12 protein-coding genes are annotated in these 14,572 nt (G+C 71.7%); 7 read left to right on the forward strand and 5 right to left on the reverse strand.

Features of this window, described 5'->3' with window-relative positions; all coding sequences use genetic code 11:
• Positions 1-123: 123 nt before the first annotated feature.
• Genes ACIBP6_RS23765 through ACIBP6_RS23775 form a run of 3 tightly spaced genes read right to left on the reverse strand, consistent with a single transcriptional unit; the run spans position 124 to position 3,659 of the window.
• Positions 124-2,166, reverse strand: coding sequence for a bifunctional aldolase/short-chain dehydrogenase (locus ACIBP6_RS23765; protein ID WP_397055424.1), 2,043 nt, complete (start codon positions 2,164-2,166; stop codon positions 124-126).
• Between the two features lie 7 nt (positions 2,167-2,173).
• Positions 2,174-3,331: an L-rhamnose isomerase gene (gene rhaI / locus ACIBP6_RS23770; RefSeq protein ID WP_397055426.1), complete on the reverse strand. Its 1,158-nt coding sequence runs from the start codon at positions 3,329-3,331 to the stop codon at positions 2,174-2,176.
• Positions 3,332-3,341: 10 nt separating this feature from the next.
• Positions 3,342-3,659: an L-rhamnose mutarotase gene (locus tag ACIBP6_RS23775; RefSeq protein ID WP_132612643.1), complete on the reverse strand. Its 318-nt coding sequence runs from the start codon at positions 3,657-3,659 to the stop codon at positions 3,342-3,344.
• A gap of 289 nt (positions 3,660-3,948) precedes the next feature.
• Here ACIBP6_RS23775 and ACIBP6_RS23780 point away from each other — a divergent pair, with 289 nt between their 5' ends.
• From ACIBP6_RS23780 to ACIBP6_RS23810, 7 genes are all read left to right on the forward strand, one after another.
• Positions 3,949-4,950, forward strand: coding sequence for a LacI family DNA-binding transcriptional regulator (locus ACIBP6_RS23780; RefSeq protein WP_397055428.1), 1,002 nt, complete (start codon positions 3,949-3,951; stop codon positions 4,948-4,950).
• A complete protein-coding gene (locus ACIBP6_RS23785) occupies positions 4,947-6,359 on the forward strand; it encodes a rhamnulokinase family protein (RefSeq protein WP_397055429.1) in 1,413 nt (470 codons plus the stop codon). The genes ACIBP6_RS23780 and ACIBP6_RS23785 overlap by 4 nt, the downstream gene beginning before the upstream one ends.
• A gap of 69 nt (positions 6,360-6,428) precedes the next feature.
• Positions 6,429-9,656: a formate dehydrogenase gene (fdh, locus tag ACIBP6_RS23790; protein ID WP_397055431.1), complete on the forward strand. Its 3,228-nt coding sequence runs from the start codon at positions 6,429-6,431 to the stop codon at positions 9,654-9,656.
• Between the two features lie 4 nt (positions 9,657-9,660).
• Complete coding sequence (locus tag ACIBP6_RS23795) at positions 9,661-10,476, forward strand: 4Fe-4S dicluster domain-containing protein (protein WP_397055433.1); 816 nt, start codon at positions 9,661-9,663, stop codon at positions 10,474-10,476.
• A 37-nt stretch (positions 10,477-10,513) separates the two neighbouring features.
• Positions 10,514-11,515, forward strand: a complete 1,002-nt coding sequence (gene nrfD, locus ACIBP6_RS23800) for an NrfD/PsrC family molybdoenzyme membrane anchor subunit (protein ID WP_397055434.1) — start codon at positions 10,514-10,516, stop codon at positions 11,513-11,515.
• On the forward strand, positions 11,512-11,652 hold the full coding sequence (locus tag ACIBP6_RS23805; protein WP_165969732.1) for a hypothetical protein: 141 nt from the start codon (positions 11,512-11,514) through the stop codon (positions 11,650-11,652). The genes nrfD and ACIBP6_RS23805 overlap by 4 nt, the downstream gene beginning before the upstream one ends.
• Positions 11,653-11,676: 24 nt before the next feature.
• On the forward strand, positions 11,677-12,213 hold the full coding sequence (locus ACIBP6_RS23810) for an NUDIX hydrolase family protein (protein WP_397055436.1): 537 nt from the start codon (positions 11,677-11,679) through the stop codon (positions 12,211-12,213).
• On the opposite strand, the gene ACIBP6_RS23815 is transcribed toward ACIBP6_RS23810, so the two are convergent.
• Positions 12,206-12,736 carry a peptidoglycan recognition protein family protein gene (locus tag ACIBP6_RS23815; RefSeq protein ID WP_132612657.1) on the reverse strand — a complete coding sequence of 177 codons (531 nt, stop codon included), beginning with the start codon at positions 12,734-12,736 and terminating at the stop codon, positions 12,206-12,208. The genes ACIBP6_RS23810 and ACIBP6_RS23815 overlap by 8 nt on opposite strands.
• Before the next feature lie 170 nt (positions 12,737-12,906).
• Positions 12,907-14,550 carry an arylsulfatase gene (locus ACIBP6_RS23820; protein WP_397055438.1) on the reverse strand — a complete coding sequence of 548 codons (1,644 nt, stop codon included), beginning with the start codon at positions 14,548-14,550 and terminating at the stop codon, positions 12,907-12,909.
• Positions 14,551-14,572: the final 22 nt, after the last annotated feature.

The following is a 14,572-nucleotide window of genomic DNA, read 5'->3' on the forward strand; positions in this document are numbered from 1 at the left end:
GCGGCGGGCACATGAGGGGTTTCATATCCGCTGCACACGACGCCACACCTTCTTGTGAGTGAGGCAACACATGCCACGGGCCGCCGTGACGGGGTCACGGCGGCCCGTGGAAGGCGTGCCGGGTCAGCGCAGGAAGGCGGCTGCGACGCCGGCGTCCACCGGGATGTGCAGGCCGGTGGTCTGGGCGAGGTCGCCGCCGGTGAGGGCGAAGACGGCCGCGGCCACGTGCTCGGGCAGGACCTCGCGCTTGAGCAGGGTGCGCTGGGCGTAGAACTCGCCGAGCCGCTCCTCCTCCACCCCGTATACCTTGGCCCGGTTGGCGCCCCAGCCCGAGGCGAAGATGCCGGAGCCGCGCACGACGCCGTCAGGGTTGATGCCGTTGACGCGGATGCCGTGGGCGCCCAGCTCGGCCGCGAGGAGGCGTACCTGGTGGGCCTGGTCGGCCTTGGCGGCGCCGTAGGCGACGTTGTTCGGGCCGGCGAAGACGGAGTTCTTCGAGGAGATGTAGACGACGTCGCCGCCCATGGCCTGGTCGATCATGATCCTTGCGGTCTCCCGGGAGACCAGGAACGAGCCGCGCGCCATGACGTCGTGCTGCAGGTCCCAGTCGGCCAGCGTGGTCTCCAGCAGCGAGCGCGACAGCGACAGGCCGGCGTTGTTGACGACGAGGTCGATCCCGCCGAAGGCCAGCACACCCGCGCGCACGGCCGCGACGACCTGCTCCTCCGAGGTGACGTCCGCGCCGACGGCCACCGCGACGTCCGACACGCGGTACGCGCCCACGCCGATCTCCGCGGCCACCTTCTCGGCCGCGCCGAGGTCGCGGTCGGCCACGATCACGCAGGCGCCCTCGGCGGCCAGCCGGCGGGCGGTCGCCGCGCCGATGCCCGAGCCGCCGCCGGTCACCAGCGCGACCCTGGTGGCCAGGGGCTTCGGCCTGGGCATGCGGCGGAGCTTGGCCTCCTCCAGCTCCCAGTACTCGATCCGGAACTTCTCCGACTCGGGGATGGGGGCGTAGGTGGAGACGGACTCGGCGCCGCGCATGACGTTGATCGCGTTGACGTAGAACTCGCCGGCCACCCGCGCGGTCTGCTTGTCCTTGCCGAAGGAGAACATGCCGACGCCCGGCACCAGCACGATCGCCGGATCCGCGCCGCGCATGGGAGGCGAGTCGGGGGTGGCGTGCCGCTCGTAGTAGGCGGTGTACTCGGCGCGGTAGGCGGCGTGCAGCTCACGCAGCCGGTCGGCGGCCCGCTCCAGCGGCGCATCGGGCGGCAGGTCGAGCACCAGCGGCGCCACCTTCGTGCGCAGGAAGTGATCGGGGCAGGACGTGCCCAGCGCCGCCAGCCTCGGGTGCTCGGCGCGCGCGAGGAAGTCGAGCACCTCGGGCGTGTCGGTGTAGTGGCCGACCACGCGCACGTCTGCCGAGGCCAGGCCCCGGACGATCGGGAACAGCGCGGCGGCGCGCTCGTGCCGCTCGGCCGCGGGCAGCGTCTCGTACACCACCGGCCCGAACGGGTCGGGGCGGCCGTGCTCGGCCAGATACGCCTCCGCGGTGCGGATGATCTCCAGCGAGCGGGCCTCGCACTCCTCCGACGTCGAGCCCCACGCGGTGATGCCGTGGCCGCCGAGGACGCAGCCGATGGCCTGCGGGTTGGCGTCCTTGATGGCGGCGATGTCCAGGCCGAGCTGGAAGCCCGGCCGCCGCCACGGCACCCACACGACCCGGTCGCCGAAGACCCGGCGGGTCAGCTCCTCGCCGTCGGCCGCGGTGGCCAGGGCGATGCCGGCGTCGGGGTGCAGGTGGTCGACGTGCGGGGCCTCGACCAGGCCGTGCATGGCGGTGTCGATCGACGGCGCGGCCCCGCCCCTGCCGTGCAGGCAGTAGTCGAAAGCCGCCACCATCTCGTCCTCGCGCGCCACGCCCGGGTAGACGCCCTTGAGGGCGCGCAGCCGGTCGAGGCGCAGGACGGCGAGGCCCGTCTCCTTCAGGGTGCCGAGGTCGCCGCCCGAGCCCTTGACCCAGAGCAGCTCCACGTCCTCGCCGGTGACCGGGTCGGTGGCGGCGCCCTTGGCCGAGGTGTTGCCGCCCGCGAAGTTGGTGTTGCGCGGGTCGGCGCCCAGGCGGTGGGAGCGGTCGAGCAGTTCCTTCACTGGATTGTTCATGGTGGTGCTAGGCCCCCCAGCCGGCCTGTGTGCCGCCGACGCGTTCGGCGGCGATCTTCTCGAAATATCCGGACTTGGCGTACGCGGCCATCGGGTCGGGCGCGAGGCCCATCTCCTCGCGCAGCTCGGCGAGCAGCGGCCGCACGTCGGTGTTGTAGGCGTCCATGACGACGGCGTTCGCGCCGAGCACGTCGCCCTCGGACTGCGCGGCGGCCAGCGCCTCGCGGTCGACGAGCAGCGCCTTGGCGGTCGCCTCCTGCACGTTCATGACCGAGCGGATCTGGCCCGGGATCTTGGGCTCGATGTTGTGGCACTGGTCGAGCATGAACGCCACGCCCGTCTCAGGGTCGAGACCGCCGCCGCGCACGACCTCGTACATGATGCGGAACAGCTGGAACGGATCGGCCGCGCCCACCATGAGGTCGTCGTCGGCGTAGAAGCGGGAGTTGAAGTCGAAGCCGCCGAGCTTCCCCTCGCGCAGCAGGAACGCCACGATGAACTCGATGTTGGTGCCCGGCGCGTGGTGGCCGGTGTCGACGACGACCTGCGCCTTGGGGCCGAGCTTGACGCAGTGGGCGTACGCGGTGCCCCAGTCGGGCACGTCGGTGGCGTAGAAGGCGGGCTCGAACAGCTTGTACTCCAGCAGGAAACGCTGGCCCTCGCCGAGCCGGCCGTAGACCTCCGCCAGAGCCTCGGCCAGGCGGTCCTGGCGGGCGCGGAGGTCGTCCTGGCCGGGATAGTTGAGCCCGTCGGAGAACCACAGCTTGAGCGTGTCGGAGCCGGTGGCGTCCATGATGTCCACGCACTCCAGCAGGTGGTCGGTGGCCTTCCTGCGCACCCCCGCCGACGGATGGGTGACGCTGCCGAGCATGTAGTCGTCGTCCTGGAAGACGTTGGAGTTGATCGCTCCGATGCCGACGCCCAGGTCACGGGCGTGCCGGGCCAGGTCGGCGTAGTCGTCCACCTTGTCCCACGGGATGTGCAGGGCCACCGTGGGGGCGATCCCGGTGTGGGCGTGCACCTGGGCGGCGTCGGCCAGCTTCTCGTACGGGTCCCTCGGCACGCCCTTCTGCGCGAACACCTTGAACCTCGTGCCGCTGTTGCCGTACGCCCAGGACGGCGTCTCGATGCGCTGCGCGCGCAGCGCGGCCTTGATGTCAGTCATCACTCCCCGATCAGTCCAGGTGGAAGATTTCTTCGAGCGGGACCTTGTTCTCGTCGGGGCGCCCGTCGATGCCCTCGAAGAACGGCGCCATGTGGGCCTGCCAGCGGGCGTTGACGTCGGTCTCGGCCATCGCCTTCTTCGCGGCCTCGAAGTCCTCGGTCTCCAGGTAGCCCACGAGCAGGCCGTCGTCCCTGAGGAAGAGCGAGTAGTTGTGCCAGCCGGTGCGCGACAGCGCCTCTCGCATCTCGGGCCAGACGTCCCGGTGGCGTTCGCGGTACTCCGCCAGCCGGTCCGGGCGGACTTTCAGCAGGAAGCAGACGCGTTGCACGGCACTCCTCGTCAAAACGTTTTAATCCTCGTGCAGGAAACTATGATTACCGGTGCCCGCTGTCAATGCGCTTCCCGCCCTTGACGCCGTGACCGGAGGCCGGAACCGGGTGACACGTTTTAACGCACTCACCCGCACGCCGGAGCGATGATCGGCGCGAAACCGGATTAAAACGTTCCTCAGCGACGCAGGAGCGCTCACGTGCGGGTTTCCAGGGCCGTCCCCGCGCTGACCGCGATCCGGACGCACAGCTGGCGCGGCATTCGTTGTTACGTTTTAATGGGTCTTCATGGCCATGGTCAGCATCAAGGACGTCGCCGCCCGCGCCGGCGTCTCCCCCGGCACGGTCTCCAACGTACTGAACCGGCCGGACAAGGTCGCTCCCGCGACGCGGGAGCGCGTGGAGGCGGCCATCGACGAGATGGGCTTCGTCCGTCACGGCTCGGCCTCCACGCTGCGTGCCGGCCACAGCAGGACGATCGGCCTGAGCGTGATCGACATCGGCAACCCGTTCTTCACCGAGGTCGCCGCCGGGGTCGAGGACGTCGTCAGCGAGCTGGGCTACGCCGTGATCCTGGGCAACTCGGCGGGCTCGCCCGACAAGGAGGACCGCAACCTGCGGGTGCTGGCCGAGCATCGCGTGCGCGGCGTGCTGATCACGCCCTCCGGCGAGGACCCGTCCCGGATCGACCGGCTGCGCGAGCACGGCATCAGCGTGGTGCTGGTCGACCATCCGGCCCACCGGCCCGACCAGTGCGCGGTCGCGGTGGACGACGTCGCGGGCGGCCGGGCGGCCGTCGCCCACCTGCTGGCCAAGGGCGCGCGCAGCCTCGCGTACGTGACGGGCCCGCTGACGATCCGGCAGTGCGTGGAGCGGCGCGAGGGCGCCAAGGTCGCGATGCGGGCCGCCGGGCTCGCCCCGGAGGACCTCAAGGTGGTCGAGACCGCGACGATGACCGCCAGGGCGGGCGAGAAGGCCGCCGCCGACCTGGTCGCGGACGGCCTGCCCGAGGCCGTCTTCTGCGCCAACGACCTGCTGGCGCTCGGCGTGCTGCGCGCGCTGCTGCGCTCGGGGGTGCGGGTGCCCGACGACGTGGCGCTGATGGGCTACGACGACATCGACTTCGCCGCCGCCTCGGCGGTGTCGCTCAGCTCGATGCGCCAGCCGACCTACCAGCTCGGGCGCATCGCCACCGAACTTCTGCTGGACGAGTGCGACAATCCCGACACGCACGCGCACCAGCACATCATGTTCCAGCCGGAGCTCGTCGCCAGGGAGTCCACCCAATGAGCAGTCGTTTCGCCGCCGTCGACCTGGGCGCCTCCAGCGGCCGCGTCATGCTGGCCGACCTGTCCGACGGGCTGACGCTGACCGAGGTCCACCGCTTCCCCAACGGGCCGGTACGCGCGGCCGACCGCCTCTACTGGGACGTCCTCGGCCTCTACCGCGAGATCCTGGCCGGCCTGCGCGCCGCGGGGCCCGTCTCCTCCGTCGGCGTCGACTCGTGGGCGGTCGACTACGGGCTGCTCGACGAGAGCGGCGCGCTGCTGGGCAACCCGGTGCACTACCGCGACGACCGCACCCGCGGCGTGGCCGAGCAGGTGGCCGCGACGGTCGGCGCCGAGACCCTGTACGACGTCTCCGGCCTGCAGGTGCTGCCGTTCAACACCGTCTACCAGCTGCTGGCCGACAGGCTCGACGGGGCGGCCGCGATGGTGCTGATCCCCGACCTGATCGGCTACTGGCTGACCGGCGAGCTGGGCGCCGAGGTGACCAACGCCTCGACCACGGGCCTGCTCGACGTGCGCACCCGGTCGTGGGCGTTACCGCTGATCGAGCGGCTGGGCCTGCCGTCCGGGATCTTCCCGTCGCTGCGGCAGCCGGGTGAGGCGGTCGGCGGCATGCGGCGCCACGTGGCGGCGGAGATCGGCTGGTCGGCGCCCGTGCGGGCGGTGGGCTCGCACGACACGGCCTCGGCGGTGGCCGCCGTGCCCGCCACGGGCTCCTCCTTCGCCTACATCTCGTGCGGCACCTGGTCGCTGGCGGGGGTCGAGCTGCCGGAGCCGGTGCTGACCCCCGAGAGCCGGGCCGCGAACTTCACCAACGAGGCGGGCATCGACGGCACCGTCCGCTATCTGCGCAACGTGATGGGGTTGTGGCTGCTGCAGGAGTGCCTGCGCGCCTGGCCCAGCTCCGACCTGGGCGAACTGCTGGCCGCCGCGGAGCGGGAGCGGCCGTTCGCCGCTGTGGTCAACCCCGACGAGCCCGTGTTCCTGCCGCCGGGCGACATGCCGGCCAGGATCGCCGCCGAGTGCCGCCGCACCGGTCAGCGCCCGCCGGCGTCCCCCGCCGCGTACGTGCGGTGCGTGCTGGAGAGCCTGGCGCTCGGGCACCGGCGGGCCGTGCGGCAGGCGATGGAGCTGTCGGGCCGCAAGGTGGAGGTGGTCCACCTGGTCGGCGGCGGCTCACGCAACGAGCTGCTGTGCCGGCTGACCGCCGACGCCTGCGGCCTGCCGGTGGTGGCGGGCCCCGCGGAGGCGACCGCGCTCGGCAACGTGCTGGTGCAGGCGCGCGCGGCCGGGCTGGTCTCGGATCTGGCGGAGATGCGGGCGCTGGTGGCCGCCACGCAGCCGCTGCGCCGCTACGAGCCGTCCGGTGATCCCGGCGCGTGGGACGACGCGGCTTCCCGCGTGTTCTGACCCCGTCTGACCGGTTTTCCCCTCGTACCTGCCGGGCAGGACTCGTGCCATGGGGCATCGGGGGGTGTCATGGATTTCGCGTGGCCGTTGTTGCGGCAGCTGACCGGTAAGGACCGTACGGCACGGGGCGAAGCGGCGAAGTCGGCCAGGACCGCGTCACTGAGAGCCCGTACGGAGACCGCCGACCGGGTGGTCAAGTCGATCTGCCCGTACTGCGCGGTGGGCTGCGCGCAGAACGTTTACGTACGGAACGACCGGGTCGTCCAGATCGAGGGCGACCCCGATTCGCCGGTCAGCCGGGGCCGGCTGTGCCCCAAGGGCGCGGCGAGCCTCCAGCTCACCACCGGCTCCGGCCGCAAGCACAAGGCGCTCTACCGGCCGCCGGGCGGGTCCGACTGGCAGGAGATCGAGCTCGACCGGGCCATGCACATGGTGGCCGACCGGATCATCGCCACCCGCCGCGAGACCTGGGAGCAGGAGAAGGACGGCCTGCGGACCAACCGCACGATGGGGATCGCGAGCCTCGGCGGCGCCACGCTGGACAACGAGGAGAACTACCTCATCAAGAAGCTGCTGACGTCGCTCGGCGTGGTGCAGATCGAGAACCAGGCCCGCGTCTGCCACAGCTCGACCGTGGTGGGCCTCGGCACGTCGTTCGGGCGGGGCGGGGCGACCACGTTCATGCAGGACCTGCAGCACTCCGACTGCGTGATCATCCAGGGCTCGAACTTCGCCGAGGCGCACCCGGTGGGCTTCCAGTGGGTGATGGAGGCCAAGGCGCGCGGCGCGGTCATCATCCACGTCGACCCGCGCTTCACCCGCACGAGCGCGCTCGCCGACCTGCACGTGCCCATCCGGGCCGGCGCCGACGTCGCCTTCGTCGGCGGGATCATCAATTACGTCCTGGAGAACGAGCTGTACTTCCGCGAGTACGTGCTCAACTACACCAACGCCGCCACGATCCTGCGCGAGGACTACCGTGACGCCGAGGACCTGGACGGCGTCTTCTCCGGCTTCGACCCCGGCACCCGAGAGTACGACACGCACTCCTGGCAGTACGTCGGGATGGAGGCGGTGCCCGCCTCCGGCCAGCGCGACCAGGAGTACGACGAGCGCGCGGGCCACGTCCCGCCGGGCCGTCCCGAGACGCACGGCAGCGCCGGCGCCCCGATGGAGGGCGTCCCGCAGCGCGACGAGACGCTGCGCCACCCGCGCTGCGTCATGCAGATCCTTCGCCGCCACTTCGCCCGCTACACACCGGAGATGGTGGAGCGGGTGTGCGGGGTGCCGCAGCACCTGTTCGAGCAGGTCTGCCGCCACCTGACGGAGAACTCGGGGCCCGACAAGACCTCCGAGTTCGTCTACGCGGTCGGCTGGACCCAGCACAGCGACGGCTCGCAGTTCATCCGCGCGGCCAGCATCCTGCAGCTGCTGCTGGGCAACATCGGCCGCCCCGGCGGCGGCATCCAGGCGCTGCGCGGTCACGCCAGCATCCAGGGATCGAGCGACATCCCGACGCTGTTCAACCTGCTGCCGGGTTACATCCCGATGCCGTACGCGCACGAGCACGAGGGGCTGCACGAGTTCATGCAGGCCGACGCGCCGCGCAAGGGCTTCTGGGCCAACATGCCCGCCTACCTGATCAGCCTGCTGAAGGCGTGGTGGGGCGATGCGGCCCAGCCGGACAACGACTACCGCTTCGGCTGGCTGCCCCGGCTGACCGGCTCGCACAGCACGTACGACACCGTGCTGGAGCAGTTGAAGGGCGTCTGCAAGGGCTTCATCCTGCTGGGCGAGAACCCGGCGGTGGGCTCGGCCAACGCCAAGATGCAGCGCCTGGGCATGGCCAACCTGGAGTGGCTGGTGGTGCGCGACTTCAACCTCATCGAGAGCGCGACCTGGTGGAAGGACGGCCCGGAGATCGAGACGGGCGAGCTGAAGACGGCCGACATCGGCACGGAGGTGTTCTTCTTCCCCGCGGCCTCGCACACCGAGAAGAGCGGCAGCTTCACCAACACCAACCGGTGGCTGCAGTGGCACCACCAGGCGGTCGAGCCGCAGGGCGACGCGCGCAGCGACCTGTGGTTCATGTACCACCTCGGCCGCATCATCCGCGAGAAGCTGGCCGGCTCTCAGGACCCGATGGACGCGCCGGTGCTCAACCTCACCTGGGACTACCCGGTGACCGGCGAGAGCGCCGAGCCGTCGGCGGAGGCCGTGCTGGCCGAGATCAACGGCTGGGACGAGCAGGGGCGGCCGCTGCCGGGCTACCACGCGCTCAAGGACGACGGCTCCACCCGCTGCGGCTGCTGGATCTACTGCGGCGTGTACGCCGACGGCGTCAACCAGGCCGCCCGCCGCAAGCCGCACACCGAGCAGGACTGGATCGCCGCCGAGTGGGCGTGGGCCTGGCCCGCCAACCGGCGCATCCTGTACAACCGGGCCTCGGCCCGGCCCGACGGCAGCCCGTGGAGCGAGCGCAAGCGGCTCGTCTGGTGGGACGAGGCCGCCGGCCGGTGGACCGGCCACGACGTGCCCGACTTCGAGGAGGGCAAGAGCCCCGGCTACCGGCCGCCGCCGGAGGCGCAGGGGCCCGAGGCGCTGTCGGGCATCGATCCGTTCATCATGCAGGCCGACGGCAAGGGCTGGTTGTTCGCGCCCGCCGGGGTGGTGGACGGGCCGCTGCCGACGCACTACGAGCCGCAGGACTCGCCGGTGGCCAACCCGCTCTACGGCCACCAGCGCAACCCGTCGCGCAAGGTCTACGAGCACGAGCACAACCGCTACCAGCCCAGCGGCGACGAGCCCGGCTCGACGGTCTACCCGTACGTGGTCACGACCTACCGGCTGACCGAGCACTTCACGGCGGGCGGGATGAGCCGGTTCACGCCGTACCTGTCGGAGCTGCAGCCGGAGATGTTCTGCGAGGTGTCTCCGGAGCTGGCCGCCGAGCGGGGGCTCGTGCACGGCGAATGGGCGACGATCATCACCGCGCGCAACGCGATCGAGGCGCGGGTCATGGTGACCGACCGGATGCCGTCGCTGCACCTGAACGGACGCGTCCTGCACCAGATCGGGCTGCCGTTCCACTACGGACCCAACGGCATGGCCAGGGGCGACGCGGCCAACGAGCTGGCGTCGATCTCGCTGGATCCGAACTCGCACATCCAGGAGGTCAAGGCCCTGGCCGCCGACATCAGGCCGGGCCGGCGCCCGCGCGGCCCCGACCTGCCCGAGCTGGTCAGGTCCTACCAGCGGCGGGCGGGCGTGACCGCCGAGACCGGAATGGGGACGTGAGGACATGGCCTTCGACCTGGACGAGCAGCTGAACGGAAGCCGGGTGGGCTTCTTCACCGACACCAGCATCTGCATCGGGTGCAAGGCGTGCGAGGTGGCCTGCAAGGAGTGGAACCAGGTTCCCGAGGACGGCCTGGACTTCACCGGCATGTCGTACGACAACACGGTGGGGTTGAGCGCCGACACCTGGCGGCACGTCGCCTTCATCGAGCAGCGCACCCCGATGGGGCACCAGGAGCCCGGCGTCGGCGACATGGACTTCCGCTGGCTGATGTCCTCCGACGTGTGCAAGCACTGCACACAGGCGGCCTGCCTCGACGTGTGCCCGACGGGATCGTTGTTCCGCACCGAGTACGGCACCGTCGTGGTGCAGGACGACATCTGCAACGGCTGCGGCTACTGCGTGCCGGCGTGCCCGTTCGGGGTGATCGGCAAGCGGGAGACCACGGGCGTCGCGGCCAAGTGCACGATGTGCTACGACCGCCTGCCCGCCGGGGAGGAGCCGGCCTGCGCCAAGACGTGCCCGACGGACTCCATCCAGTTCGGCGACCTCGACGAGCTGCGCGAGCGCGCCGACCGCAGGCTGCGGCAGGTGCAGGAGGCCGGGATGACCTCCGCCCGCCTGTACGGCCGCGACCCGGACGACGGCGTGGGCGGCATGGGGGCGTTCTTCCTGCTGCTGGACGAGCCGGAGGTGTACGGGCTGCCGCCCGACCCGGTGGTGACGACCAGGGACCTGCCGTCGATGTGGCGGCACGTGGGCGTGGCGGCCGCCGGCCTGCTCGCGGGTATCGCGGCGACGGCATGGCGGAGGCGGTGAACGTGCCGCAAGGGGACACGGGACTGAGGGGAAGCGGATGAGCCAGACCGACGTGCGGATGGACGGCTCGGCCGAGACGCGCGCCGACCGGGAGGCGACGCCCGGCTCGGCGGGACGCAGGCGCGAGCGGCTCGTGACGCGGCGCGCGCAGACCGACTCCTACTACGGGCGGCCGGTGCTGAACGAGCCGACGTGGAAGGATCACGACATCGCCGCCTACCTCTTCCTGGGGGGTCTGGCTGGGGCGTCGTCCACGCTGGCCGCCGCCGCGGAGCTCACCGGCAGGCCCAACCTGGCTCGGGCGAGCAAGGTGGGGGCGCTGGGCGCGCTGGGCGGCTCGCTCTACTGCCTGATCCACGACCTGGGGCGGCCGGAGCGTTTTCTCAACATGTTGCGGGTGTTCAAGGTGACCTCGCCGATGAGCGTCGGCACCTGGTTCCTCACCGGCTACGGGCCCCAGGCCGGCGCCGCCGCGGCCACCGACGTGTCGGGGCTGTTCCCCGGCCTCGGCCGGGCCGCCACCGTGGGGGCCGGGCTCGCCGGGACGGCGCTGGCCACGTACACCGCGGCGCTGATCACCGACACGGCGGTGCCCGTCTGGCACGAGGCCTACCGGGAGATGCCGTTCCTGTTCGCCGGGTCGGCGGCGGCGTCGGCGGGCGGGCTCGGCATGCTGGCCGCGCCGCTCGCCGAGGCGGCGCCGGCCAGGCGGGCGGCGCTGCTGGGCACGGCCGTGGAGTGCGTGGCGGCCACCCGGATGGAGCGGCGGCTCGGCCCGGTGGGCGAGCCGCTGCGGCGCAGCAGGCTGCTGCGCCTGGGTGAGGCGCTGTCCCTGGCCGGCGCGCTGGCCGGGGTGACCGTCGGCCGGCGCAGCCGGGTCGCGGCGATGGCGGCGGGGGCCGCCCTGCTGGCCGGCTCCGCCTGCACCCGCTTCGGGATCTTCCACGCGGGGATGGAGTCGGCCGACGATCCCAAGTACACCGTCCAGCCGCAGCGCAGGCGGCTGGCCAAGGCGAGAGCGGAGCGTGAGCTCGCATGAAGCGAAACGTCGGGAAAGTCGTCGAATATCTGCCGTTCCTCGGCATCGTGGCCGTCATCTGCACGGCCTCCTGGCTGGCCGGCCGGTCCTCGCTCGTCAGCCGGCCGTCACTTGTCAGGTCTCCGGTACGCCGCTGAGCCCTCGGGTCGTACCATCAGCAGATGACCGAAAAGACCGAAACCACGCCCGCTTGGCTCTCCCCCGAAGAACTCGAGTCGGTACGCGGCCGGATGCCGATTCTCTACATCGACGCCGTGCCGGTGCGGGTCGACGACGCCGGGGTGGTCACCCGGGTCGGCCTGTTGTTGCGGATGGACTCCGACGGGGGCGTCAGCCGGGCGCTGGTTTCGGGGCGGGTGCTGCACCACGAGCGCATCCGCGACGCTCTCATGCGCCATCTGGAGAAGGACCTCGGCCCGGTGGCGCTCCCCCACGTCCCGCCGTCGCCGCAGCCGTTCACGGTCGCCGAGTACTTTCCCACGCCGGGCGTGACGCCGTATCACGATCCGCGTCAGCACGCGGTGTCGCTGGCCTACATCGTGCCCGTCGCCGGTGACTGCCGTCCCCGGCAGGACGCCCTCGACCTGGTGTGGTTCACCCCGGAGGAGGCGGCCTCGCCGGCGGTGCAGCAGGAGATGACCAGCGGGCAGGGCGTGCTGCTCAAGCAGGCGCTGGCCCACGTGGGCCGTCTCACATGAGCGGTGGGGGCCGCTCGGCCCCCGCGCGCACCCAGCGGTAGAGCGGGTCGCCCGGGCAGCTCGTCGGGTAGCCGTCGCGATGGCCCTTGACCTCGCGGCCGGCGTCGCCGTGCTCGCGCAGGTATTCGATGGCGTCGACCAGGGCGTGCAGCAGGTCGTCGTTGGGCCGGGTGAACCCGGAGCCGCCGACGAGGGCGAGCACCGCGTAGTGGCCGGAGTTGAGGCCGGCGCCGTTGGCGGCCGGCAGGGTGTGGGGGCCGCGGCCCATGAACGTGGCCCGGTGGGGGCAGCACACCATGGTGTAGCCCAGGTCGATGTAGCGCTCACCGCGGCCGCCGGACATGTGCATGCGCTGGATGTCGCGCACCAGGTCGGCGCAGCGGTCGTGGTTGCCGGGCTCGGCGAGGTCGGCGGGCACCTTGCCACCGGTGTAGTGGATCTTGACGCCGCGGGTGCTCGACAGGCGGGTGTAGGCGCTGGTCGGCTTCTTCGCGCGCCACTCCGCGCGGGTGACCAGATTCATGCGTTCGTCTCCTGGTAGGAAGCTCCGGACTACCAGGGTGCCGACGTTCCGTAGCGATGTCATCACTCTTCGTGACTAGAGTGGGGTGCCGTCTTGGTGACGGTTCCCTCCCAGAGCCTCTGACGTGGGACGACATCATGGCCGGGGCGCGGGGCGCCCCGGCCGGTCACTCAGCCGGTTGAGGTCAGCTCGAGCGTGCCTGGGCCGGTCTGACTCAGATGCCGCCGGCGGAAGACGTGCGAGCGGCCCTTCGCGTCGAACTCCGCGCGGGCCGTGATCTTCCCGGACTGCACCGGGAAGCCGACCGAGATCGCCGTCCCCGGGTCGACCACGGGCACGGTGTGCGCGCGTCTCTTGCGCCGCCCGTCGAGGCCGAGCCGGACGTTGCGCCACGGCACGGACGAGCCGTTGTGCAGCGTCACGACGACCTGGTCGGCGGTGACCTCCGTCCGCAGCCCGTACGGGATGCGCGGGTCTTGGCCGATCGCGTTGTCGAGCTCCTCGCTCAGCTCCAGGGCCAGGTCGGGCTTGGCGGCGGCGAGGTCGTGGCGTTCGCTCCGGTCGGTCCGCAGGTCGTACAGCTCGACGCGGCCCTCCGGCCCGGCGCCGGAGATGTGCGGGGCGAACCTGACCACCTTCCACCGGCCGCGGCGGATGGCCTGGGCCTTGTGCGGCCGGTTCCACACCAGGTGCTTGTGCTCGCGGACCTCGCGGCCGGTCAGCAGGCCTCGGAACGAGCGGCCGTCGAGGTGGGCGGGCAGCGGCACCCCGGCGAAGTCCGCCATCGTCGGCAGCACGTCCCAGAACGTCACCGGCTGCGACTCCACGCGATGCCGCAGCACGGGCGACCAGGCGATCATGGGGACGCGGATGCCACCCTCGTACAGGTCGCGCTTGTCGCCGCGGAAGGGGCCGTTGGAGTTGAACAGGGAGGGCGTCACGCCCTTCTCCCGGTGCGGGCCGTTGTCGCTGGTGAACAGCACCAGCGTGCGCTTGGCCTGCCCGGTCTCGCGCAGCGTCTCGATGAGTGCGGCGACGTCGCGGTCGAGGCGCGCCACCTGCTCGGCGTGCTTGCGGTTCTGCATCGTCCAGGGCTCGTCCTGGTACGGTCCGGCGTCGCCGGGGACGACGCTCGGCGAGTGCGGCAGGTTGCTGGCGTAGTAGATGAGGAACGGGTCGTCCGCGCGCTTCCTGATGAAGTCGATCGCCCGCTCGCGGAAGAGGTCGGGCGCGTACGACGTGCCGCCGAGGTACACCTTGTCGCCGTTGTGCCACAGGTACTCGGGGTAGTAATGGTGGGCGTGCTTGTGGGTGATGTAGCCGAAGAACTCACCGAAGCCGCGCACGTTGGGGTGGGACTCCTGGCCGGGCTCCTCGGGGCCGAAGCCCCACTTGCCGAACAGGGCCGTGCGGTAGCCGGACAGCTGCAGGAGCTCCGCGAAGGTCAGGTCGGCGCCGGTGAGCGCGTGCTGCTCGCCGCCCTCGGGGTTCTCCCGCACGGTGCTGTGGCCGGCGTGCAGGCCGGTCAGCAGCGAGCAGCGGGAGGGGGCGCACAGCGGCGCCCCCGAGTACGCGGTCTCGAACCGCACGCCCTCGGCCGCCAGCCGGTCCAGGTGGGGCGTGCGGATCTTGCGCTGCCCCTGGCTGCCGATCTCTCCCCAGCCGAGGTCGTCGGCGAGGATCAGCAGGATGTTCGGCCGCGCGGGAAGGCCGCCGCGTGCGGAGGCCTCGGCGCCCGCGGGCACCGCCGCGGGCAGGGCGAGGCCGGCGAGAGTGCCGGCGAGTAAAGCTCGGCGAGAAGGCCCGTTGATCACGAAGGGCAACATATCGGAGCCC

This window comes from Nonomuraea terrae, from assembly GCF_044465245.1.
Lineage (GTDB): Bacteria > Actinomycetota > Actinomycetes > Streptosporangiales > Streptosporangiaceae > Nonomuraea > Nonomuraea terrae.